This is a genomic window from Thermococcus sp. GR6 (genome assembly GCF_012027415.1).
GTDB lineage: Archaea > Methanobacteriota_B > Thermococci > Thermococcales > Thermococcaceae > Thermococcus > Thermococcus onnurineus.
Genome location: NZ_SNUM01000002.1, coordinates 43,432 through 67,213, shown reverse-complemented (window position 1 = coordinate 67,213; position 23,782 = coordinate 43,432). Strand labels below are relative to the sequence as shown.

Annotated in this window: 22 protein-coding genes; 10 read left to right on the top strand and 12 right to left on the bottom strand. The window is 50.9% G+C overall.

The annotated features are described in order from the left end of the window. Positions 1-19: 19 nt before the first annotated feature. Positions 20-304 (bottom strand): hypothetical protein, encoded by a 285-nt coding sequence (locus tag E3E32_RS06660; protein ID WP_370456361.1) that lies wholly within the window; start codon positions 302-304, stop codon positions 20-22. 440 nt (positions 305-744) lie between these two features. Here E3E32_RS06660 and guaB point away from each other — a divergent pair, with 440 nt between their 5' ends. The 7 genes from guaB to pdxT all read left to right on the top strand — a co-directional run bounded on the left by guaB (position 745) and on the right by pdxT (position 8,625). Continuing rightward, positions 745-2,205, top strand: coding sequence for an IMP dehydrogenase (gene guaB, locus E3E32_RS06655; protein WP_167731083.1), 1,461 nt, complete (start codon positions 745-747; stop codon positions 2,203-2,205). A 79-nt stretch (positions 2,206-2,284) separates the two neighbouring features. Continuing rightward, positions 2,285-3,685, top strand: a complete 1,401-nt coding sequence (locus E3E32_RS06650; RefSeq protein ID WP_167731082.1) for an L-aspartate oxidase — start codon at positions 2,285-2,287, stop codon at positions 3,683-3,685. Positions 3,686-3,749: 64 nt separating this feature from the next. Beyond that, the gene (gene nadA, locus E3E32_RS06645; RefSeq protein WP_167731081.1) at positions 3,750-4,649 is read left to right on the top strand and encodes a quinolinate synthase NadA; all 900 of its coding nucleotides are present in this window, start codon (positions 3,750-3,752) and stop codon (positions 4,647-4,649) included. 77 nt (positions 4,650-4,726) lie between these two features. Next, positions 4,727-6,037, top strand: coding sequence for an ATP-binding protein (locus tag E3E32_RS06640; protein ID WP_012572851.1), 1,311 nt, complete (start codon positions 4,727-4,729; stop codon positions 6,035-6,037). Continuing rightward, complete coding sequence (gene nadC, locus E3E32_RS06635) at positions 6,024-6,857, top strand: carboxylating nicotinate-nucleotide diphosphorylase (RefSeq protein ID WP_167731080.1); 834 nt, start codon at positions 6,024-6,026, stop codon at positions 6,855-6,857. The genes E3E32_RS06640 and nadC overlap by 14 nt, the downstream gene beginning before the upstream one ends. A 133-nt stretch (positions 6,858-6,990) precedes the next feature. Further along, on the top strand, positions 6,991-7,998 hold the full coding sequence (pdxS, locus tag E3E32_RS06630; RefSeq protein WP_167711637.1) for a pyridoxal 5'-phosphate synthase lyase subunit PdxS: 1,008 nt from the start codon (positions 6,991-6,993) through the stop codon (positions 7,996-7,998). 33 nt (positions 7,999-8,031) lie between these two features. After that, positions 8,032-8,625: a pyridoxal 5'-phosphate synthase glutaminase subunit PdxT gene (gene pdxT, locus E3E32_RS06625; RefSeq protein ID WP_167731079.1), complete on the top strand. Its 594-nt coding sequence runs from the start codon at positions 8,032-8,034 to the stop codon at positions 8,623-8,625. 231 nt (positions 8,626-8,856) lie between these two features. Here the strand turns inward: pdxT and E3E32_RS06620 are convergent, their stop codons facing one another. Continuing rightward, on the bottom strand, positions 8,857-9,036 hold the full coding sequence (locus E3E32_RS06620) for a hypothetical protein (protein WP_167711627.1): 180 nt from the start codon (positions 9,034-9,036) through the stop codon (positions 8,857-8,859). A 449-nt stretch (positions 9,037-9,485) separates the two neighbouring features. Between E3E32_RS06620 and guaA the strand changes: the two genes are divergently transcribed. The 3 genes from guaA (at position 9,486) to E3E32_RS06605 (ending at position 11,428) form a co-directional block, all read left to right on the top strand. Then, entirely contained in the window at positions 9,486-10,409 is a 924-nt protein-coding gene (gene guaA / locus E3E32_RS06615; RefSeq protein ID WP_167731563.1) for a glutamine-hydrolyzing GMP synthase, read from the top strand. Between the two features lie 10 nt (positions 10,410-10,419). Next, a complete protein-coding gene (locus E3E32_RS06610) occupies positions 10,420-10,986 on the top strand; it encodes a GMP synthase subunit A (RefSeq protein WP_167731078.1) in 567 nt (188 codons plus the stop codon). A 163-nt stretch (positions 10,987-11,149) separates the two neighbouring features. Continuing rightward, entirely contained in the window at positions 11,150-11,428 is a 279-nt protein-coding gene (locus tag E3E32_RS06605; RefSeq protein ID WP_167731077.1) for a TonB-dependent receptor, read from the top strand. Here E3E32_RS06605 and E3E32_RS06600 read toward each other — a convergent pair. From E3E32_RS06600 to E3E32_RS06555, 10 genes are all read right to left on the bottom strand, one after another. Continuing rightward, entirely contained in the window at positions 11,380-12,117 is a 738-nt protein-coding gene (locus tag E3E32_RS06600; protein WP_167731076.1) for a DUF2101 family protein, read from the bottom strand. The genes E3E32_RS06605 and E3E32_RS06600 overlap by 49 nt on opposite strands. Positions 12,118-12,121: 4 nt before the next feature. After that, positions 12,122-14,626 (bottom strand): DUF2341 domain-containing protein, encoded by a 2,505-nt coding sequence (locus E3E32_RS06595; RefSeq protein ID WP_167731075.1) that lies wholly within the window; start codon positions 14,624-14,626, stop codon positions 12,122-12,124. After that, positions 14,626-16,752 (bottom strand): TPM domain-containing protein, encoded by a 2,127-nt coding sequence (locus E3E32_RS06590; RefSeq protein ID WP_167731074.1) that lies wholly within the window; start codon positions 16,750-16,752, stop codon positions 14,626-14,628. The genes E3E32_RS06595 and E3E32_RS06590 overlap by 1 nt, the downstream gene beginning before the upstream one ends. Further along, positions 16,749-18,230: a hypothetical protein gene (locus tag E3E32_RS06585; protein WP_167731073.1), complete on the bottom strand. Its 1,482-nt coding sequence runs from the start codon at positions 18,228-18,230 to the stop codon at positions 16,749-16,751. The genes E3E32_RS06590 and E3E32_RS06585 overlap by 4 nt, the downstream gene beginning before the upstream one ends. Next, positions 18,227-18,520: a hypothetical protein gene (locus E3E32_RS10120; RefSeq protein ID WP_240910600.1), complete on the bottom strand. Its 294-nt coding sequence runs from the start codon at positions 18,518-18,520 to the stop codon at positions 18,227-18,229. Before E3E32_RS10120 ends, E3E32_RS06585 begins: the two co-directional genes overlap by 4 nt. Positions 18,521-18,680: 160 nt before the next feature. Next, complete coding sequence (locus E3E32_RS06575; protein WP_240910599.1) at positions 18,681-19,130, bottom strand: hypothetical protein; 450 nt, start codon at positions 19,128-19,130, stop codon at positions 18,681-18,683. Continuing rightward, positions 19,127-19,762, bottom strand: a complete 636-nt coding sequence (locus E3E32_RS06570; protein WP_167731070.1) for a class III signal peptide-containing protein — start codon at positions 19,760-19,762, stop codon at positions 19,127-19,129. Before E3E32_RS06570 ends, E3E32_RS06575 begins: the two co-directional genes overlap by 4 nt. A gap of 39 nt (positions 19,763-19,801) precedes the next feature. Beyond that, positions 19,802-20,431: a hypothetical protein gene (locus E3E32_RS06565; RefSeq protein WP_167731069.1), complete on the bottom strand. Its 630-nt coding sequence runs from the start codon at positions 20,429-20,431 to the stop codon at positions 19,802-19,804. Beyond that, positions 20,428-21,519, bottom strand: coding sequence for a cell division protein FtsZ (locus tag E3E32_RS06560; RefSeq protein ID WP_167731068.1), 1,092 nt, complete (start codon positions 21,517-21,519; stop codon positions 20,428-20,430). The genes E3E32_RS06565 and E3E32_RS06560 overlap by 4 nt, the downstream gene beginning before the upstream one ends. A gap of 7 nt (positions 21,520-21,526) precedes the next feature. After that, positions 21,527-23,746 carry a prenyltransferase/squalene oxidase repeat-containing protein gene (locus E3E32_RS06555; protein ID WP_167731067.1) on the bottom strand — a complete coding sequence of 740 codons (2,220 nt, stop codon included), beginning with the start codon at positions 23,744-23,746 and terminating at the stop codon, positions 21,527-21,529. Between the last annotated feature and the right edge of the window lie 36 nt (positions 23,747-23,782).

Below are 23,782 nucleotides of genomic sequence, written 5' to 3'. Positions count from 1 at the left end.
GAGAAGAGGGGTTAAAAAGCTAAGCCTTCTCAAAGGAAATTACTGCGATGATATCCCTTTGGAAGGATTTCACTGCCTTCATGTGCCTTTCTTCAACGCGACCGCAGCAGGCGACGCGGTTGTAGAATATCTCCAGCTCCCTGAGTAGATCCGCGAGCTCCTTCTTGGTGCTTTCACTGTACCCGTTGTTCAAAAGCTTGCCCCTCAGAAACGGCATCACTTCCGACGGCCTTCCGAGGGCCGCCCAGAAAAGGCCTTCCTTCAGTATTTCACCCAAAATCTCCTCAAAACTAAAGCTCCTCACATTCAAAATCTTTTCCTTAGCGATGGGTTTGGTACTCCCCCCTCATTGTGAAATCACCCACATGAATGGTTGTCTGGAAGTATTTTGGCTTTTCGGTGTAAGTATTGATGTGATGACAAAATGTGAAGAAAAAAGGTCTAAATTTTGGATGAACTCCTTAGTAGTCCTATTGTTCTTTGTCACATCGTCAGGGCGAGGACTCCAAGGATGAGCAATATCGGTGCCGCGTAGGATAGGGCTATTGCGAGTCTTTTCATGGGTGCCACCGTGCCCAAACGTACACATTTGTTTATAAAGTTTACGTTTGTAAAGTTGTCAAATGTAAAGCCGCTGGTTCGAAGCTGTACATTGAAACCGCGGCCGAGTTCGATCCTCGAGGTGAAAACCCTTAAAAACCCCTGCCAGGTTCATGTTAAAAAGGACGGGGAGGTTCGCGAATTATGGGGAAATTTGAACAAAAACTTGTCAATGCAATTAAGGGCTACACCTTCGACGACGTTCTTCTGGTTCCACAGGCAACCGAGGTCGAGCCGAAGGACGTTGACGTTTCGACCCGGATAACGCCGAGGATTAGACTCAACATCCCGATTCTCAGCGCGGCTATGGACACCGTCACCGAGTGGGAGATGGCGGTAGCGATGGCCAGGGAGGGTGGCCTCGGAGTGATCCACAGGAACATGAGCATCGAGGAGCAGGTCGAGATGGTAAAAAAGGTCAAGCGCGCCGAGCGCTTCATCGTCGAGGACGTCATAACCATCGAACCCGATGAGACCCTTGACTATGCGCTCTTCCTGATGGAGAAGAACGACATCGACGGCCTTCCGGTGGTCGGAGAAGACGGAAAAATTACCGGAATCATCACCAAGAAGGACATAGCTGCGAAGGAAGGCAGGCTCGTGAGGGAGGTCATGACCAGGGACGTCATAACGGTTCCAGAGGACATCGCCGTCGAGGATGCCCTCAACCTTATGGTCAAGAACAGGATTGCCCGCCTCCCCGTGGTCGATGGGGACGGTAAGCTGGTCGGAATCATCACAGTGAGCGACCTCATGATGAGGAAGAAGTACAGGAACGCGGTAAGAGATGAAAACGGCGACCTGTTGGTTGCCGCTGCGGTTGGTCCCTTCGACTTGGAGAGGGCCAAGGCCCTTGACGAGGCCGGGGTTGATGTTATAGTCATCGACACGGCTCATGCCCACAACCTCAAAGCGATAAGGGCGATGAAGGAGATAAGGAACGCTGTTGATGCCGAGTTAATCGTCGGAAACATCGCCAACCCGAAGGCCGTCGATGACCTAACATTCGCCGATGCCGTCAAGGTTGGAATAGGACCCGGAAGCATATGCACCACACGCGTTGTCGCTGGCGTCGGCGTTCCGCAGATTACCGCTATAGCCATGGTTGCCGACAGGGCACAGGAGTACGGTATTCACGTCATTGCCGATGGAGGCATACGCTACTCCGGCGACATCGTCAAGGCAATAGCCGCTGGAGCCGACGCTGTTATGCTTGGTTCGCTCTTGGCTGGAACCAGGGAGGCCCCTGGAAAGGAGGTCCTCATAAACGGCAGGAAATACAAGCAGTACCGTGGCATGGGTTCTCTCGGAGCGATGATGAAGGGAGGGGCTGAAAGGTACTACCAGAAGGGCCACATGAAGACGCGCAAGTTCGTCCCCGAAGGAGTCGAGGGAGTCGTCCCCTACAAGGGAAGCGTTGGAGAGGTTCTCTACCAGCTCGTCGGCGGCCTGCGCTCGGGAATGGGCTACGTCGGGGCGAGGAACATCGAGGAGCTCAAGGAGAGGGGCGAGTTCGTGATAATAACCCAGGCTGGCGTTAAGGAGAGCCATCCGCACGACATCTTCATCACCAACGAGGCTCCGAACTATCCAGTTGGGAAGTGAGCTTTTCTTCCTTTGTTCTTCTATGCCTGATTCCAAAAACCGTTATAAACCCCCTTTTTGAGCCCCATTGGGGGAGAGCATGACCAAGATTGGAATCGTCGGCGATGGTGCAGCTGGTTTAACGGCCGCCATAGCCCTGGCGAAGAGAGGTTTTGACGTCACGGTCATAGGTAAAGGATTTAAGAACACCAACTCATATTTAGCCCAGGCTGGAATAGCCTTCTCGATTCTTGAGGGAGATTCACCTAGGGCTCACTTCCTCGACACGGTTAGGGCTGGCAAGTACCTCAACGATGAGGAGGTAGTCTGGAGCGTTGTGAGCAAAGCTCCCGAAGCGTATGATTTTCTAACCGCGCTCGGCCTTGAGTTCGAGGCCAACGAGACGGAGGGGGGACACTCCTTCCACAGGGTCTTCACGATAAGGAACGAGACCGGGAAGCACCTGATGAAGATTCTCTATATGGCCGCGGAAGAGCATGGGGTAAACTTCGTCGAAGGTCTTGCCGAAGAGCTCGCAGTTAGAGACGGTGTTGCCTATGGTGTTTTTCTGGAGGGGGAGTTACTGAAGTTTGACGCTACTATTTTGGCCACGGGTGGCTTCGCCTCGCTCTTCAAGTACACCGCTGGCTCGCCGCTCAACCTAGGGACACTGATAGGCGATGCCGCCATGAAAGGTGCTCCCGCGAGAGAGCTGGAGTTCGTCCAGTTCCATCCCACGGGCTTCATCGGGAAGGAGGGCGTCAGGCTCATCAGCGAGGCCGTCAGGGGGGCTGGGGCCAGGCTCGTGACGGATGACGGCGAGCGCTTCGTGAACGAGCTCTCCACGAGGGACATCGTGGCGAGGGCCATATACCGTCAGATGCAGGCTGGAAAGAGAGTCTATCTCGATGCAACTGGCATAGAGGACTTTAAACGTAAGTTCCCTCAGATATATGCCTTCCTCATCAGGGAGGGCATAGATCCCTCCAAAGACCTTATTCCAATCTTTCCAATAGCTCACTACACCATCGGCGGAGTAGCGGTTGACCCCTGGTATCGTACGGGTATTAAGAACCTCTATGCTATAGGCGAGGCTATGAGCAACGGCTTCCACGGGGCGAACAGGCTGGCGAGCAACTCCCTGCTGGAGTGCATTGTGAGCGGACTCGAAGTTGCCAGAACCATATCGAGAGATAGGCCGAGGCTTGGCGAGGTTCCAGAGGTTCCCTACACCTTTGACTCTCTGGGTGATGTTGAAGCCCTCAGAGAAATACTGTGGGAGCACGCTGGAATAGTGAGAACTGCTGCGGGCCTGAGGGCTGGCTTGGAGAAGCTTAACGAGATCGAGGCTGATGGAAGGCTTAAGCTGCTCGCGAGGGGTGTTCTTGAGTGCGCTTTAGCAAGGGAGGAGAGTAGGGGGAGCCACTACCGCGAGGACTTCCCCTTCATGAGGAAGGAGTTTGAGAGGCCGAGCTTCTTCGATGGGAGGTGCAGACTTTAGCCACTCCCCTCCAATAAGGTTTTAATGTCCCTCCGTTGACCTTTTCTTCAAGCGAGGTGAGAACATGGACCTGGTTGATGAGATACTTAAACTCAAAGAGGAGAGAAACGCCATAATCATGGCCCACAACTACCAGTTGCCCGAGATTCAGGACATAGCTGACTTCCTCGGCGACAGCCTCGAGCTCGCGAGGAAAGCTATTAACGTTGATGCGGACGTCATAGTTTTTGCGGGCGTCGACTTTATGGCTGAAACTGCCAAAATTCTCAATCCAGAGAAGACCGTTCTATTGCCAACGAGGAGGGCAACCTGCGCGATGGCCAACATGCTCAAAGTCGAGCACATCCTCAAGGCCAAGGAGCAGTATCCGGACGCGCCGGTGGTTCTCTACGTAAACACCACCGCCGAGACCAAGGCCTACGCCGACGTTACGGTTACCTCTGCCAACGCCCTCAAAATAGTCGAGAAGCTCGACTCGGACGTCATAATCTTCGGCCCGGACAAGAACCTCGCGAGCTATGTGGCAAAGATGACCGGCAAGAAGGTCATCCCCGTTCCTGAGTACGGCCACTGCTACGTGCACAGGCAGTTCACCCTTGAGGACGTTGAAAGGGCTAGAAAGCTCTACCCGAACGCCAAGCTGATGGTTCACCCGGAATGCGAGCCAGAGGTACAGGAGAGGGCCGACATCATAGTCTCCACGGGCGGAATGATAAGGCGTGCCCCCGAGCACGACGAGTGGGTGGTCTTCACGGAGAGGGAGATGGTCTACCGCCTTCAGAAGCTCTATCCGGACATCAAGTTCCACCCTGCTAAAGAAGACGCCGTCTGCATCGGCATGAAAGCGATAACGCTCAACCACATCTACGAGTCGCTCAGGGACATGAAGTACGAGGTTACGGTACCTGAGGAGATAGCCGAGAGGGCAAGAAGGGCGATAGAGAGGATGCTGGAGATGAGCTAAGTCTGTAGGGAAAGATTCCACCATTTTTGTTAAGTACAGAGGGAAACTTTTTAAGGATTTTTACCTCTTTATTTAACATGAGCCGCGAGGAAACAATAGCCCAAATTGTGATGGACTATCTCAATCTCAGCGTTGAAGGTGTCGAGCGTGAGCTGAGGGTTTCTGAGGACATCCGAATAAACAAAGCAATAACAATAATCGGCCCAAGAAGGGCTGGAAAGACTTTCTACATTCTTCAAAAGTTTTCCAAACTGAGGAAGGCTGGTAAAGCAGCCGTCTTCTTCCCTCTCGACGATGACAGGATATACCCTCCAACGCCCGATGACCTTTCAACTCTCGTGAGGGTGTTCTACGAGCTCTTCCCGGATGCCGACGAGAAGTACCTTTTTCTCGACGAGATTCAGAACGTCCCCAACTGGGAGCTTTTCGTTAAGCGTGTCATGGAACGTGATGGGTTCAGGGTTTACTTAACCGGCTCCTCTTCAAAACTCCTCAGCAGGGAGATAGCAACGGCCCTTCGGGGAAGAACTCTAACATTCGAGATGCTACCCTTCAGCTTCCGAGAGTTCCTTAGAGCGAAGGGGATTGAGGTGGGTAGGTATCTCTCGACGAGAGAAGAGGCGGTTGTCAAGACTCTTCTGAGGGAATACCTGGAGTTCGGCGGCTTTCCAGAGGTTGTTCTTATCGAGGACACATACCTAAAGCGGAAAACACTTTCCGAGTATGTGGATGTGATGCTGTATCGCGACGTTGTTGAAAGGCACGGGGTAAAGAATTTAAAAGCTGTGAGGCTGTTCCTGAAGCTTCTCATAACGTCCTTTGCCAAGGAGTTCTCGGTGAACCGAACGGCTAGGTACATGAAGGGCATTGGCGTGGACGTCAGCAAGAACACCCTCTACAGCTACTTCGACTACTTTGAAGAAGCTTACGTGATCTTCCCGCTCAAGAAATTTTCCTACAACCTGAGGGAGGTTGAGAAGAGCCTTCCCAAGGTCTACGTCGTTGATACGGGTTTGATAAACGCCTACTCGCTTCGCTTCGGGGAGACCATTGGTAGGCTCATCGAGAACGCCGTTTTCCTTGAACTTAGAAGACGTGAGAAGGAGCTCTACTACTTCAAGGACGAGCGCGGGAGAGAGGTTGATTTCCTCGTGAAGGATGGAAAGGATATCTCGGAGCTCATACAGGTCAGTTATTCACTTGAAGCCCCCGAAACGTTTGAACGGGAGATCTCGGCACTGGTGAATGCCTCGGAGAAACTCGACTGCGAAAACCTAACGATAATAAACTGGAATAGAGATGACATTCTTGAGGTCGGAGGGAAAAAGGTCAGGCTCATCCCTCTCTGGAAGTTCCTGCTTGGAGGTGAAGGTAATGATTCACCTTAGTTATCTTCTCCGCTTCATCGAGGAGGACGCTCCCTTCGGCGACGTCACGAGCGAGGCGGTTATTCCGGAGGAGTTGAATGCAAAGGCAGTAATCATCGCGAAGCAGGAAGGGATAATAGCGGGCGTTGGGGAAGCCAAGGCCCTCTTCGAGCACTTCGGGGTTAAAGTTGAGGTTAAGAAGAGGGACGGCGAGGCCGTGAAGAGGGGCGACGTCCTCCTTGAGCTTGAAGGGAACGCGAGGGCAATACTTCTCGTCGAGAGGACGGCGTTGAACGTCATGGGCAGGATGAGCGGCATAGCGACCGAAGTCAGGAAGCTGGTCGAGAAGGTGAGGGCGGTAAACCCGAAGGTTCGCATTGCCGGAACGAGAAAAACCCTCCTCAAGCCGATAGACAAGAGGGCGATACTCATCGGCGGCGGTGAGCCCCACCGCTTTTCCCTTAGCGATGCGGTACTCATAAAGGACAACCACCTGGCTCTTGTCCCCCTGGAAAAAGCCATAAGGCGCGCCAAGGCCTTCAGCGTTTACAAGGTCGTCGAGGTTGAGGTCGAGACCCTTGAGGATGCCATCAAAGCGGCCAGAGCAGGTGCCGACGTTGTGATGCTCGACAACATGAAGCCTGAGGAAATAGCCGAGGTTTTGGAAGCCCTCAGGCGGGAAGGGCTCAGGGAGAGAGTTAAGATAGAGGTCTCGGGCGGCATAACCGAGGAAAATATCGAGGAGTACGCGAAACTTGATATTGACGTCATAAGCCTCGGAGCTCTAACGCATTCCGTCAGGAACTTCGACGTCAGCCTCGAGATAGTTGGAAAGGCCTGAGCGGATTTCCTTCTTTTCTCCTATCACTCGATCGAAGGTTTTTTCGGAAACATCGGGGCGTTTCTGCGGCAAGGTTTATATTCAAGTTTTTTCTTGAGATTATTGCAAGTTACAGCTTGAAAAGGTGATACCGATGGGAAGGCTCCACGTTATTGAAGCCAAGGGAACGGAGAGGCTGAAGCGCGGTTTTGCCAGGATGGTGAAGGGTGGCGTCATAATGGACGTCACCAACGCCGAGCAGGCGAGGATTGCGGAAGAGGCCGGGGCAGTTTCTGTCATGGCCCTCCATAAAGTTCCGGCCGACATTAGGAAGGCCGGCGGCGTCGCTAGGATGGCTCCGATAGAGAAGATCCAGGAAATAATGGACGCGGTAACGATTCCGGTTATGGCCAAGGTCAGGATAGGCCACGTCGCCGAGGCTAGAGTCCTTGAGGCGCTCGGTGTAGACATGATAGACGAGAGCGAAGTATTAACTCCAGCGGACCCGTTCTTCCACATAGACAAGAGGGAGTTCAACGTTCCCTTCGTCTGTGGAGCGAGGAATCTCGGGGAGGCCGTCAGGAGGATATGGGAAGGTTCCGCCATGATAAGAACCAAGGGTGAGGCCGGAACCGGCAACATCGTCGAGGCAGTCAGACACGTTAGGCTCGTCGCCGACAACATAAGGCTCATCCAACGCATGACGGACGAGCAGGTTTATGCCGTGGCTGAAAAGTTCGCCGAGCCGTACCTCAGGCTGGCCAGGCAGATAAGGGAAATAAGCGGCCTGCCGGAGCAGATCCTCGAGAACGAGCCTGTTTACGGCCACTACACCTACCGCGAGATAGTTGACGGTCTCTACAAGATTCTCCTGGAAATAAAGAAGCTCGGAAGATTGCCCGTGGTTAACTTTGCCGCCGGAGGAGTTGCCACTCCAGCCGACGCCGCCCTGATGATGCAGATGGGCATGGACGGCGTCTTCGTTGGTTCAGGCATCTTCAAGAGCTCCACTCCGGAGAAGATGGCCAGGGCAATAGTTGAAGCCGTTAACCACTGGGACGAGCCGGACGTTATAGCCGAGATAAGCAAAGAGATCGGCGAGCCCATGAAGGGCCTGGAGATTGAGGAGCTCGAGGTTCGCCTTGAGGAGAGGGGCGTCTGAGCTTTTCTTTTCTATATTTATGGGGGTGAGAAAGTGCTCAGAGTCGGAGTTATTGGTGTTCAGGGGGCAGTTAGTGAGCACATCGAGGCGGTGAAGAGGGCCTTCGAGAGGCTCGGAGTCGAAGGAGAGGCATTCTGGCTGAGGAGGCCCGAGCAATTGAACGCCATTGACGCGATAATCCTGCCCGGCGGAGAGAGCACGACCATATCGCGGCTGATGCAGAAGAACGGTCTCTTTGAGCCGGTTAAGAAGCTCGGTGAGGAGGGGCTTCCAATAATGGGTACCTGTGCTGGTTTAATCCTCCTCGCAAAGGATGTCGAGGGAGCCGTTGAGGGGCAGCGTTTTCTGGAGCTCCTTGACGTCAGGGTTAACAGAAACGCCTACGGCAGGCAGGTGGACAGTTTCGAAGCCCCATTAAAGCTGTCCTTCAGTGATGAACCGTTCCCAGGTGTCTTTATTCGTGCTCCAAAGATAGTCGAGCTTCTGGGCGATAAGGTCAAGCCCATAGCCTGGCACGGTGATGAGGTCGTTGGCGTAGAGCAGGGGAACATCATTGGCTTAGCGTTCCATCCTGAGTTAACCGACGACGCGAGGCTGCATGAGTACTTCCTCAGGAAGGCTCTCTGACTTTATAAATTTTCATATACTCAGAATAAGGAAGCTCAGAAGCGGAAGGCCCACTCTTGATACTCGCCGGTGAGACAGGGAGTGCAGAGCTCCTTCTTTCTCACAGCCTTTTCAGCCCCTCGACGCTTAGATAATTCAGACTATCAACCTCAATGGCTTTTCTGACCTTCCTGGTGTTCCACTTCGATAAAGATGACCTAATAAACGCCCATAAGGGGCTCTACGGGTGTCTTATTGGGTGGGCCTAAAGTTAGACTCGTAGGTTATGAAAACTGTGTAGCAGCCCTTCTCGTCTTCAGTTATTTCTATCTTCTTCAGTTTTGGGCCATATTCCCTAACGACGTCTTCCACGATCTTGGACAGCTCCTCAAGGAAGGCCTTTCTTTTAATGGTCATTTCCATCAGGTTCACCAAGAAAAGTTGGGTGGAGGAATTAAAGCCTTATCCTGCAGTTCTCCACGACTATTCCCAACTCTTCCGTAATCTTTCGAGCTCAAAGTTTTCGTAGTGTTTGCTGAGAATCCTTATGGTTTCTCCTCATTTGGAAACTATGACAGCGAAACCGCTCCATGTTGAAGACCTGGAACATCTCCTTCAGAGGAACGCCGGCCTCATAGGTAGGCTTGGATATACCTCCGATTGGTGGCATCTTCAGCCTGGAGTCGTATCTTCTCGTTCACGACTCACTTACAGCTGGCCAAGGTACAAGGGGCATATCAGCACCGGACGAGAGATGTTGATAGAGATAAGGCAAGCTCTAGACGAAAACCGGCTCAATGAAATATTGACACAAATTTGGAAAACATTGTGTGAATAGATTTATAAATTGACGGTATTATGCAGAGCAAAAGGTGGTGCTCATGTGGGAGAGCTTCATTGATGAGAAGGTTAATGAGATAAGGGAAACGGTTGGAGATGGGAAGGCCATCATAGCGCTCAGCGGCGGTGTTGACAGCTCAACCGCTGCTGTTTTAGCCCACAGGGCCATCGGGGATAAACTTCACGCGGTCTTCGTGAACACTGGCTTCCTAAGGAAGGGCGAGCCGGAGTTCGTGGTGAGGACCTTCAGGGACGAGCTCGGTATGAACCTTCACTACGTTGACGCTCAGGAGAGATTCTTCGAGGCTCTCAAGGGCGTAACCGACCCCGAGGAGAAGAGGAAAATAATAGGCAGGGTCTTCATAGAGGTGTTCGAGGAGGTTGCGAAGGAAATAGACGCGGAGTTCTTGATTCAAGGCACGATAGCCCCTGACTGGATAGAGAGCCAGGGCAAAATCAAAAGCCACCATAACGTCGGAGGACTGCCGGAGAGGCTGAACCTCAAGCTCATCGAGCCGTTGAGGGACCTCTACAAGGATGAAGTCAGGGAACTGGCAAAGGAGCTTGGCCTTCCGGAGAAGATATACAACAGGATGCCCTTCCCGGGCCCGGGGCTGGCCGTCAGGATTCTTGGGGAGGTTACCCCCGAAAAGGTCGCCATCGTCAGGGAGGCCAACGCCATCGTGGAGGAAGAGATAGCTAAAGCTGGACTGAGACCGTGGCAGGCCTTTGCGGTTCTCCTTGGCGTCAAGACTGTCGGCGTTCAGGGTGACATAAGGGCCTACAAGGAAACGATAGCTATTCGCGTTGTTGAAAGCCTCGACGGCATGACCGCCAACGCCATGAACGTTCCCTTTGAGGTTTTGCAGAGGATAGCCTTCAGGATAACAAGCGAGATTCCAGAGGTTGGCAGGGTGCTGTATGACATCACTAACAAGCCGCCGGCGACGATAGAGTTCGAATGAGGTGAAATGAATGATAATCATAATGGATAACGGCGGCCAGTACGTCCACAGGATCTGGCGCACTCTTCGCTACCTCGGCGTCGAGGCGAAGATAATCCCTAACACTGCGCCTCTCGAAGAAATCAAGGCAATGAAGCCGAAGGGGATAATCTTCTCCGGCGGACCGGACATCGAGAAGACCGGCAACTGCAGTGCCATACTTGAGCACTACGACGAGTTCAACGTACCCATCCTCGGTATCTGCCTCGGCCACCAGCTCATAGCGAAGTACTTCGGCGGTAAAGTCGGCAGAGGCGAGAAGGCCGAGTACAGCCTCGTAGAGATTGAGATACTCGAGGAGAACGACATCTTTAAAGGACTTCCCAAGAGACTCAAAGTCTGGGAAAGCCATATGGATGAGGTGAAGGAGCTCCCGCCCGGCTTCAAACTTCTGGCAAAGAGCGAGACCTGTCCGATCGAGGCTATGAAGCACGAGGAATTGCCAATCTACGGCGTTCAATTCCATCCGGAGGTCGCCCACACCGAGCGGGGGAGCGACGTTTACCGCAACTTTGCTCAGCTCTGCGGAGAGCTCTAATCAGCTAGTCGATCCTCTCCTCATCTTTTTATCGGCAACGGGTTTAGTCATCATCCCTCCAATTATTCTCCTTCTTTGTCTTAAAGCATTTCCTTTATTATGGCTGGGCATTGCAAAATCAAAAACTTTTTAAAGTTTGCTTTTTACTCTTCATGGTGATATCTTGGGACACACGGTATACTATCGCACTCGAATCGAGCGGTGGGATGACTTCAAGCGGTTCATCGAGAGAATCTGCGATGGCCTCGGATATGAATTCGTGGAGATGGGGGAGTCTGTACTGGTGGTCTCAGGGTGTCTTCATGTTGAGCCCTTGGAGATAAAAAGAGAAGGGTTCGGGTTTGCCAAAACCAACCTGGTTGAGCCCTGCCACTCGGTTTACCTGTTAATCCTTCACTCGCTTTCTTCTTTCGGCTCCGTTGAGGTCTGGGAGGACAAGTAGACCTCTATGATCTTAGTCGGCACCGCGCCTCTCAGCCGTCTGTCTTCCACGATTAGCTTCACGACCCTTCCGACCTCTAAATCATCGACGGCATCGACCCAGTAGCGGCCTGGCTTGACGTTGGCGGAAATGTCATCATGGACGAATACCTTCACAATGTCCCCACGGATTTCCTCTACAATGCCGTAGGTCCAGTCACGTCCGTATTTGGTCTTGAAGTACCATCTGAATGCCATGACTGCTATGAACACCAGCACAAGGTAGCCGTAGTAATAGTAGATGCTTGTGGCGATTCTCCTGATGAAGGCGTAGCCGAAAAACGCACCAAAGGATATCAGGGAAATGAAGTAGTAGAAGAATCTGTACGGCTCTGGTTCTATGAAGAATTCCCTGTTTCTTGTGAGCAGGTAGCGAAGATAGAGGAAGTATATCAGGGCTATCACAGCGAGCCAGAGGGGATTAAGCTTTAAGAACAGGATTGCGAGGTTTGTCAGGAGATAGCTTAGGAATGCAATTTGGAGCTTAAGGCTGAGGAACTCATGGACAGTCAGGGGTTTTTTGATGAGCCTTCTGAGGTATTTAAAGCTTGGGGGCTCATTGGCCTTTGATGGTTTGATGAACTCAATCACTCTGTGAACTGCTGAATCTGCAGATTCTCCTATGCTATAGAGGAAGTCTTCCAGCGACATAATTTCACCTCTTGAGCAGGTCTTGTGCACCTTCCTCTCCGAAAATGGCTATCGCGGTATTCTCATCGATAAAGAACGGTACCTCGAGAGGATTGCCTAGTAGGAGGTTTGGATTCGCTGGATCAATGTAGGATATGCCCCAAACACGATAGGCGGGATTGGTTATGACCAGTCTGTTGTTGAAGTAGTAGTTGAGGAAGTTATAGTCGACGCTTGAGATTCCTTCTTCAGGGATTATCTGAAGGGTTGTGAATATGTTAAACAGCTTCTCATCATAGGTTCTGTAGGGCACCATAAAGCTGACGAGGCCGATGGGGTAGTATTCGTTCCCGTACTTTATTCCAAGTGCGTCCTGCATCTTTTTAGCCAGTTCGAAGTACTCTTCATGGTTTTCATCGCTGTTCTCTAGCCTCTCAAAGAATGACCAGCCGTTGTAAGCTCCGAAGTACTTCTGATCCATCACGCATTCTACAAATGGCTGAAGGTCGTAGGCTTTTGCTTTGGTGGGCGTTTTCGTGAACCCAGCCCCCACTAAAGGTTTGGTCTCAATGAGTTCGTTGAATGAGGTTGTCTTCCAGTAGAACGTAATGCCGTTAAAGTTGGGATCCTCGAGAAGGTCATTAGAGACTGTGTATTTCCTGACGGCCACCCAGTCATAAATGGTTCTGCGGTTGGTTTTTTCGCTGTCGGTTACGAGGTACACGTATCTCAGGGGATCAGTCCAGGTTCTGATGTAATTGTCGTTGTTTACCCGGCCATCAGTTATGTCATTGAACTTTGAGTCCTTCTGGGAGCTGGAGTATGGTTTCATGAGGGCCTCGTAGACGTGGTAGATGTTTATTGGATACCTTGCAGAGACGGTTGAGAGATAGTACCACCAGGGTCTGTGAATGGCCAGTCCATCGCCGCTTTCTAGGGTGTCATCAGTAAATAACAGTAACCTGCCGTCTGTGTCTACCACCCCTATCCCGCTGTCCCAGTCTCCATAATTTTCGTTGGCTCTCATCCTGAATCTGACGGCAAATCCTCCATCTATGTTTAGGGGGTTTGGGGTGAGGAGGTACGCTCGCTCATTTCCCCCATCGATTGTGATGCCCTCAGCGAAGTATTCGAAAACTGTGCTTCCGTTCCCTTTGGTAGGCTCGATCTCGTTCCCAAAGTAGAGTTGTATCTGGAGGTTGCCATTTCTCGGTATTGAAGCCCTGATCCATATCAGTGCCTTTTTACCATTGGCATCCCAGTACTCGATCCAGAACGGAATGGGATTGCAGTTGGAGTCGTATATGGTTATGGACGCGTTCGTTCTGTACGGGTCGCCATTGCCCGCTGTAGCGGTGTTGCCGAATATGTAGTCCAGTATCTGGACCGTGAATCCTTTGGCAGTGCTTATGAGGAGTGGAATGGAGTAGTCAGTTAGGTCCAATCCAACGTTATTCTCCACAGTAAGGTTAACCCGGTGTCCGAGGAGGGAACACCAGTTGGTAGATCCTCCACCTCCAGACGAAACATTAGTGAAAACAAGGACTCCTAGGTCTCCTATATTGAATACTGAAGCAGGACTCACTTGAAACCCATCTGGAGTCAGGCTCGTGTTCACAACGAGAGGCTCATCCGTCATATTAAGGGTTCCTTTTTGGAGCACATAGGCTGAGGCACCATCCCCTGGATACATGTTACCGAAGAAGATGTAACCTTGGTTGAGGGTCTGGGAGTAAATGCCCGCGAAGTGATCACTCTCGCTTGTTCCGTTTCCATAGACAACTTTTATTGGCCTGTCTATGAGTTCGGGATAGGGGTACTCACAGGCCCTTATTGAGCGGAAGTATCTTCCTCCTGTCAGAGCCGAGAACATGGGGTCCTCAAGCTCTTCAATAGATACTATGGAATATACGTATCCTTCCCTGGGTATTGGCCCCTGATACACAACCTTGTTTGACATGTCTGAAATTTTAACGTTCTTCATCTTTGCCCTAATGACTATTCTGAAGGGGTCCAGGGGGGCAACGGTCATCTCTATATTCCTTACCAGGAAGTCCTTTCTTACGTTTTTGTCCATGTTGACGATGTCCGGGATGGTGGTGTTCTCTATCTCGAGCGTGTATCCCTGCTTTCTGAGTTCGGATGATATGTTCACCAGCCATCTGAATACGGTCTGATCACTCATGAGCTTACCGGAGTACCTCCTATCAATGCCGTCGGCTTCTTCAGAGAGGATTAGGTCTCGCATCGTCACGTTCGCCGGTGTGCTGTTTGGATCGAGAAAGTTTCCTGTGCTCGCGATGTAGTCAACGACCGTGACAACGGCCCTCTTTCCCGATATCTCCAGCGTTCTCTGGAAGTCCATCTCAATGTATGAAACTATTCTGTACGTTTTTTCTATCTGTATCCTCTCACTCTGAGAGAGCACTATCTGGGAAGATATGTCCTCATAAGTGGCGAGCAGTAGCATGAGGGGTATTAGCAGAAGGATTACAGTTGAGTTAATTAGGAACGCGCGTCTTTTTCTCATCAATCTTCCCTCCACACACGGAGAGTTATTGCAATTGGTTCGAAGAGGCCGGGGATGTTGCCCATGGATACGAAGTCAATCCTTATGCTCTCGGGAAGGTAAACATCTATCGGGTTTGAGAATGAGCCATCGAAGGGCTCACTCTTCCAGCCTTCTGGATCAGGATCATCGTTGAAATTGAGCTTGTTGAATAGCCTGAGAATTGCGTCGTCCACGGCGTACTTATCAGGCTTGAGGTCACTAATGGATATGTCTAGGTAAGGTGAGTTCCCTATTAGTATGGTTCTTTGATATGTTCCTAAGCCGTCACTGTAGTAATATGTCATCCGGTATCCTTTGTAGTTAGGATATCCTTGGAGTGGCTCAGGGAAGACCTCTCCGTAGCCAGCGTAGCTCTCGATAAAGTAGTTTATTATTGCCCTACTCTCTTGATACCTGAAGCCGTATTGATATGCGTCTGAACTTTCGGCGGCATAGGTATTCTCTTGTCCAGGAACCATCATATTCTCATTCAGTCTCGAGTAGGCAGTCCTTATCATGTAGATGTCCGCGTAGTCATCGTACAGTATTTGACTGTTCTCGGAGAGGGTCGTGATTGCGGTGGGAGTGAACGTTGTGAACTGAATAGCAGTCCAAATATCAACGTACCAGGGTATTGATTTTGGTGGCAGGGTGTAGCTGAAGCTCATCCTCTGATACCGGACTCCATAGTTCTCTCCGCTGTACTGAATCTCATCATAGTCCTTGAATATGGACAGAGGGATAGAATATCTAGTGACAATGGCCCTCGGAATGTACTCGATTTCTATCTGGGACTCACCGTTTCCATAGAGACGCCTCAGACGGTAAGTGGTATCATATCTGAAGTACCTCATGTCCTCGTCCCACCAAGAGTCGAGGGCTATTATGATCTTGAAATAAGTTCGTGATAGGTTGTCGAGAGTGAAACCATAGCTGTTAAGCGCGCTCTCTATCTCCTGCGCGCTTATGTCCACAGTCTGGACACCGGTGGTGGACACTTGCTTGTGGGCAATCAGGTAGTGGTTTGAACCGTATGAGTAGTAGATACGTATATCGTGGACTCCCTCAGTGACGAGATGGATTGATATGCCCGTTATGTTTCCTGGGGCAAATAGAGCGTTGAGGTAGTAGATACCTGTGTAGCTCTGGACGTCATAGAGCTCTCCATAACGCCTGACAGGGTCAAACAGCTGGAAGCTGGTTGTGTTGGTGGAGTATTTCACGTACATCATGGATCCGCTTCCGTATCCCAACTCATAGCAATAATCACTGTTGTAGTTGGTCGAAAACGTTGCCGTCAATACGTTATCTCCACTTTGGAGATAGTTCTCAATGTTAGGATAGTATCCGGTTCCGAGAGAGTGGCCATTGAGGTCAAAGTACGATGTCTGATATCCAGTTCTCGCAACGAGCCTTATATCTGCGTCTTTAATGTCTGCATCGTCTGGAAGTCGGAAATGGCTCTGAACGGTTAGGGTGTTTGCCCTGTACTTCCCATCGTAATAGTGGCATCTGGCTAGAATCCTCTGAATTCCAAAGATGTCACTCCTCGTGTACTCCGCCTTCGTCAAAAAGGCCCTGGCCATGTATCCCCTCGGCGTCTGGTTGTAGGCATAACCACTGAGTAGGAGTGTGGCGGGGGTCACGTCCGAGGCCGTTGAATAGTTGGCTCCAGTTTTTCTTAGATATGGGCTTGTGTAGTTGTTTATCATGAGTTCATAGTTGTAGTCCGTTAAGGTGTTGTTGAGGACGTAACCCATTATTACCTCCGCTTTGTGCTTAAGGTTTGCATCTGGAAAAACCGGTGCTGTGGCCCAGTACGTTGCCACGATATCGATTGGGGACATATCTGGAGTTACAAGCGTTGTGTTGAGAGTCCCATCGCTTATCCACTCTTCGAGCTTCTCTGGAGGAACGAGCTCCCTAAGGGGAAGGGTTCTGAACATGGTTAGGGTATCTTCTGCCACATATTTGGACTGAGAACGCATGTATGTTGAGTAAACTTGGGCGTTCGGGTTAATCTGGCTTATGCTAACCACAAATATTGTTACGAGCAGGAGTGCAAGTATGGCGTCGAGTGTGAATACAAAGCCCCGTCTCTTCATGAGTCATCCCACACCCACAGCTTTAACACGGCGAGGCTCGCCTGGGGCTTCATTATGGTATCTATTCCATTTAGGTCAGTTATTACGGCCTCATCGATGTTCTTCATCTCGTAGACCCAGACGTATATATCCAGGCTTTCACCTTGGTTTATCTGGGTCAGAAACTCCTTCCAGGGTATTATCGCGTAGTAGGGGCTCTCAGAGATGTACGATTTTATGTAAGTTTTTCCGTTGATTGTCTGATTGACGATTATCTTCATTGTGGAATCGGCGGCGGTCTTGTAGGCAGCCATAACGGAGTAGCCAGAGATATTGGCACCCCTCATCCAGGCAACCATGACGATGTAGCCCGTGTTGTTGAACGCGATCTTGAGAGCCATGTAGTCTGGGATGGTCGTGTATATCGTTCCAATGTAGAGCTCCTCAGGAAGCGCGTCCGGAGTCACAGTATAAGTTTCGTTGTACAGCATCTTAGTCATTGGAATCCTTCTCTCGGTATAGGTGATCCACGGAGAGCGGTCCATAGAGGCTTTTATGATTGATGGGTTGTCAACAAAGGTGCCGTTTATCATTGTCATGTTGTAGTCGGCGTTGACGACCTTCGTTGCGTAAACGTATCTAATTGTAAGGTTAGTAGACGATACGCCTCCCTGCTGGCCCCACCATATCGTCCCTGTCCATGTTGTCGTGACTTGTTCTCCTTCCCTATGATAGGGTATCCACAGTTCGTAAGTTCCGTCGTTGAGACGGTTCCATCCTATGAGGAGCCACCCACTGTCCACATCTATATAGACCGTAGCACCGGCTGGTATGTTATAGTTCTGGGGACCACCGGGAGCGGGGATGTCAACTCTCACGTCTGCATCCTCGGCGAGTTTGAATACAAAGCTTTCCCCCGCTGTCAGGTTGGTTATGTTTGCTATGCCTCCTGTACCGCGAAGGTCTGTTCTGAGTGGATAGGCCCACACGATGTCCACTATCGGGTTTCCATAGGCGTATCCATGTGTGGGTGTGATGGATAGGCGCCCTCCCCAAGGGATATCTACGGAACCATCCACGTTGGGAGGCACTACTGTCACGTCTCCTTCAATTTCAATTCTAGTGAGGTAAAATCCGAGGGTAAAGTCTTTCCCCATGCTTAAGTTGACTAGTGCACTCTTCAAAGAGGCCTCACCATTAGTATAGGCCTTATTTAGGGCCTCTATCTTTTTGTAGTCTATTGTGTTGGGATATTTTGTGTTCTCTAGCCCGAGATAGGCTAGATTTGAAGGGTTCGACTCCCAGTCAGATGGAACTCCGGGATTTTTTACGATGATATCGAGCATGTTGTCTCCTATATTAGCCCTCTCGTACCAGCCCAGCATGATGGTTATGTCATCTTTTAGTGCACTGGATGTGCTGGTTATCATTCCCAGCATGAGTATAACTATGACCAATGAGAGCATCGCGTCAAAGGAAAGTAGCTGACCTCGCCTCATTTTCTCACCACATCCACGTTTATCTCAACCTCTTTTCCACCAAAATACAGCTTGCCCCCGCTCAGCCGAACGTTCGTGTTTGAGGCAAGGTCATTGACTATGTACTGCTTTATGTTGGCCTCTAGGGTTGCTTCAGGGACGGCGCTTCCCGAGTACGTTATGATGATATTGACCTGTATCTTGCTATCCAGCTCGTTCATGCTAATGGATGTGAGCTGGAATGTGTGGTAAGTGTAGTTGTCAGCCTTTATTATTACGTTCAATGGAGCGTATCCAGCTTCGTTGATCACAACCCCGGTGTTCAGGTACGCACAGGCGTTGGACGCAGAATTCCTTGCATAGACTACTAGTGAGATATCTCTGTTCTCATTCAGGTAGGAGGGTACTATTATTAGAACTCCAATCAGGATTATAACAATTATGAAGAGAGCCTCAATCGCGGTTTGAGCCCTACGATGAGATATCGACATACAGCCTTCCCTCCGTCTCGTTGTACGTTGCCACTATCTGGAATTCTCTATCGGCCTCTGTGAGGGTCACTGAGCTCTCCCGGTAAATTGGCACGGGACTGTTCTGAATGACGAGGTACTTCCTGCCAGCTATCGTGGCGTTTATCATGATGGTATCGTTGGATGGTACGAGTGTAATCGTGACTTTGTCGCCTGAATCGAGGTCCATGGGAAGTTCTTTCTTCACGCTGAAGCCGTCCCCAACAGCATAGACTTTTACAACCGAATCTCTCACGTCTATCGAGAATGCTTTGAGCTTTGCAACGGCATCAAAGGTCTCGGCGTAGGTTGTCTCGCTACTGGCAATATAAACTAGGTTAACCATTGTTAAGGTTATCAGAGTAACCGCAAAGAGGAAGTCAAGGCTTATCTGTCCCCTCTTCATATTCATCTACCAGCTTTAATGTTTATTCTAAGTTCGCCCTTTGTGGAATCAAACGTCCAGCTGTTGGGATTGTCAGGGTTCCACTCGACGACTATCTTTAGGGTCGCAGGAAGATCACGGGGGTCTATCTCCAGGCCGTAAATGGTATCCGCGCCAATAGTGATGTTTCCTATGGGAGACCATATGGACGAGTTATCGTACAGCACAGCTTGATACATTGCCCTGCTCCAGAATATGTTCTTATCTCCACCACTAAGAACGAGGTTAAAGCCCGTGCCAGTGACCGTGACGTAAGTACCGTTGCCATCATTGCTGTAGTTGCCGTAGGTTATGAATATCTTTGGGTTCTCCACGTTCAGACCCTTCTCAAGCATTCCAGGGTCTTTCAGGTAAGTTAGCTTGACGTAGGTGGTGGACTTGGCACCGGGTCCCTGGGCATAAACTTGGCTTATGGTGTTGGATATGGCGTTGGCGAGGTTCTTCTCCTCAAGACTTACCTGAATACGGAGAGTTTCGGTTGAAGTTGAACCTTCCCGGAAAGTAACGTTGTTCACAGAGTAAAGTAACAGTATAAGCATTATACCGAATATGAGCATAAACTCCAGTGAAACCTGGCCACGCTTCGCTTTTTTCATCATGTATTCTCCCCTCAGTATTGATATGGTGTGAACATCTATTTAATGGTTACTCCCGGATTTTTCAGCTTTTACTACTGCAAAAAGGCCCGTTCCGACTTTTCTGGTTGCAACTCCGAAGTAATCGCCGCTGAATATCTTGAACTTGTACTTTTCGGGGGGCAGGGAATGCTTCTCCACAAGTTCAGTCAGCTCATCGATGAAGAACTGGGTGAGCTCGTAGTAAATCAGGTCGAGCTTCTCCTTCGTGTAGTCCCTGATGAAGAGAATCACTGGCAGCATCGCGAGGCCGAGAATTAAGTAGGGCTGTTTTAGCAGCAGGGAGGCCGCTGCCGTGGCTGCAATGACACCTCCTACGGCGGCGTATGCTGCTTTTTCCCTTTTCTTTATCCCCTTGATTTCCTCTACCTTCTTTTCCCAGATGTCCAGAAGCGCCGGATTGTAGAAGTCAAAGGCGGTGTGACGCTTTCCCTTTGCAATCCTTTCCCTGATTAAATCGTCCCAGTCGTCCCTGTAATAGATGACCTCTCCATGGAGCCTGGCTCTTTCAGCATCGAGGGAGGAGATTATCCTGATTATGTCCTCGGCGCTTTCGTGGGCTATGTGTGCGTAAACCTCCTTCTCGTCGAGCTCCAGCGCGACCTCGACGGAGTCCTTTATTGGCTCGGTCATTCCCCATCACCTGGATATATGTCGTCGAAGTCAGGCAGACCGCTCAGCAGCTCCTTCTTCTTAGCCTCAGCCTCTTTCTTGGCCTTCATGAACGACTGAGCATAGCGCTTGGCAGTTAGTACTATCTCTTCGATGCTCTTGCTTTCGTAGATGCCGCTCAGCAGGGTTACAACTTCAACCTCTCTCTCGCGGGGATCTGGATAGAAGCCGCGGAATATCTGCTTACCTCGTATCTTGTTAGTGAGGTAATCGAGGGCCTCGAATATCTCTGTAGCTTTGAGCAGCTCCGGCGGCCCATGAATTGCAACGAGGCCGTAGAGCGCTGACTCTATGTTTGCATCCAAATAAAGCCCCTCGTTCTCAAAGGACTTCATTATGAGCCTTGAGAGGCTCTTGACCTTGTTAGCGTCAGCTTTCGCGTAACCAATGGTGGCAAAGCTTCCAAAGGCCTTGAGAACGAACTTCAGATCGCTCGCGTCAAGCGTCTGCTCGCCGGGAACGTCGACAAGTGCCAGCAGGGAGGCTATGCGCTCGACTATCGTGTAGTTTATCCTCTCGTAGGCCTTTGTTATGTCGTCACCGCTCTCTTTCAGCTTGTTGTTGTCAATGGCTATGATGGAGTCGGCTATCTTGGAGAGCTTGTCTATAGTTATAGCCGCGTTTATGGTCGGCCTTATGCCCTCCTCCCTGAGTGGAAGTGCTCCAATGGCCACGACGAGCGAATCTGGGTACTCCTCTTTTAGAGCCTCTGCCAGAACTGGCGTTCCTCCAGCTCCAGTTCCACCGCCGAAGCCAAAAGTTAAGAAGAATACGTCTATGTCTTCGTAGCCGATTATCGACCCTATCTTACGCATCACCATGGGCAAATCGCGCTTCATTGCCTCTCTGCCGAGTATTGGGTTGGCGTTGACGCCCTTCCCGCCGGTGAGGCCCTCCCCTATGAGTATTCTTCTCTCGTGAGGAATGTGTTTTAAGTAATCCAGGTCTCCCCTGGAGGTGTTTATCGCCAGTGCCTCAAAATCAACTAGGGCGAAGAGGTCGGCTATCTTCGTTCCGCACTGGCCGACCCCTATGATTAGAGCCCTCACCTTTTAATCACCCCACTACGATGACGCGCACCTTACCGTTCTCACTGAGGAACACCATTGCCTCTCCCCTGATGTATCTGATGAAGCCTGTGGTGAATATCTCCTTCGCTATCTCCACGTTCTCTGGTTCGTAGAATATGAAGAACACGACGCCCTTGGGAGTCTTGCCGGGAACGAGGACCACTGCTTTGTCGGTCGGAACAGTGATGTTGCCAACCGTCACTGTGCCGTCCTCAAGGTGGAACCTCATGTATGGGTTGTAGTCTCTGATGAAGTAGTCGCCGAAGTTTGCCATCACTATGTAGCTCTCCTCGCCGATGACCGTCGAGTTCGCCGGTATGAAGCCTCCGCTGAAGAGGTCGTTCAGCGTGGTTATTATCTCGTTCACGCTCTCCGGATCCATTCCAGGCGCAATGATCTGGAACACGTCGGTGTTAAGGGCCCTCTCAATGTCGTAGAGGTTAACGGGCGGTACGTACTGGAAGCGCGAGAGGTAGAGTATAGCGCTCGCTGTCTCCAGGGTCTTGTCCTCTATCAGTCCGCTGTCCCTGGCTTCCATCACGAAGTCGAGGGTCTCATTGGTGTAGTTGTGACCATACTTGATGAGCAGGTCGGTGACCCTGACGGTGAGCTCGACGCTCGGGGTTCCTTGGAATTCTTTGTTCTTCTCCCAGACGTAGTAGGTCTTCCAGTAGGGCCAGCCGCCATTAATCCTCTGTTCTATGAGCCACTCAATGTGGGGTTGAAGTTCTTCGGGCGTGGCTATTCCGTCGAGGGCCTCAAGGACTGTGAGCGTGGTCAGGACGTCAGGCTTGAGCATGTAGGCAAAGTACCTCGTTGTCACGTAGGTTCCCCAACCGTCGTTGGTTATGCTCAGGAGCCAGTCCTTAGCCTTCTGGATTAGCGGGTCGTCCGAAGGAACGCCCAAATCGCGGAGGGCCTTAACGGCCAGAGCGGTCTCGTAGGGCTGAGGCCCGAGGACGGTGTTGCCCCAGAGGCCGTAATCGAGCTGAGCGTTGCGTATGAGCTCTATTGCCTGAGCTTTCTCTTCCTCGGTGAGATTATTGTACATGAAGAGTATCTCGAGAGCGTAGTAGTAGCCAACGGACATCCTGCCGTTCTGCTCTATCCAGAGGGCATCCTTCTGGAATGCTTCCCTTGCCCACGCCACTGCCTTATCTATGGCCTCCTTCTCGGGATAGCACTCCTTGATCGCCATAAGGGCGTAGTAGGTAGCCTTCTCGTCGGAGGGTGAGTTCAGAGTCAGACCCCATCCTCCATCGGGGTTCTGCATGTTCTTCAGGGCTTGGCAGGGCATCTCGTATGGGTTTTTAACCTCGCTTGGAGGCAGTGTCTCAAAGGACGTGGAGAGCGCCATCAGGGCAAAGGAGGTTGTCGCTATGAGCTCGGTGGAAGAGAACAGATTCGGAGTGTTCATCCAATAAACGAGGTCGTTGGATGTTTTTCTGTAAGATTCGAGTTTTATGAGTATTCTCGCGGTGTCAAAATCGACTGGGGTGTGGAGAACCAGGGCATATGTGAGCATCGCCCTCTCTTTCATAGTTATCTCGCCGTTGAGGAGGACGTCCTTGACCTCATCTATAGTCTCTTTGTCGACGGGATATCCTGTGCTGTGATATGCGATGAGCTTAAGGGCGAGGGCTTCGTAACCGGAGATCTCACAGGAGGCGTTTTCGAGGTATTTAATCGCATCGCGGACGGTTTGGCTGTTGTAGGTGTAGCCGCTCTCACCAAGGGCCCACACGGCCACGATCGTTGGATAGCATGAGGCAGGTGTTCCAGGGACGTAGCCCCAGCCGTTTTCGTTCTTCGCAGAGAGAAGGTACGAAACTCCACTCTGAATGGCAGGCCTTACTTTGAGTCTGGTCATTGTATCCAGATGGGGATACGCTCTCTCCAGCGCTATGACAGCATAGGCAGTGTCGAGGACGTTGCTTGTTTCACCTGGATAAAGACCCCATCCCCCATCCGGGTTCTGATATGAGAGAAGCGTCTCCAAAAGGGTTGAGATGTCCGGGACAATGCCCCCGTCCAGGTCGCTGGCAGCCCCAGATAATGCCATGACTGCCAGGCTTATTTCCCTCGTCTGCTTTGTAGATTCGGCCGAGTCACCGAGAAACTTTACAGAGCCATCTATCGTTCCGGCACTAACGGCTGGAATCAACATGAAAACAATCATCATCAAAGCCAGAACTTTCTTCATCATCTTACACCCCTAAGTTCATTCTAAGCGGCCAGAATA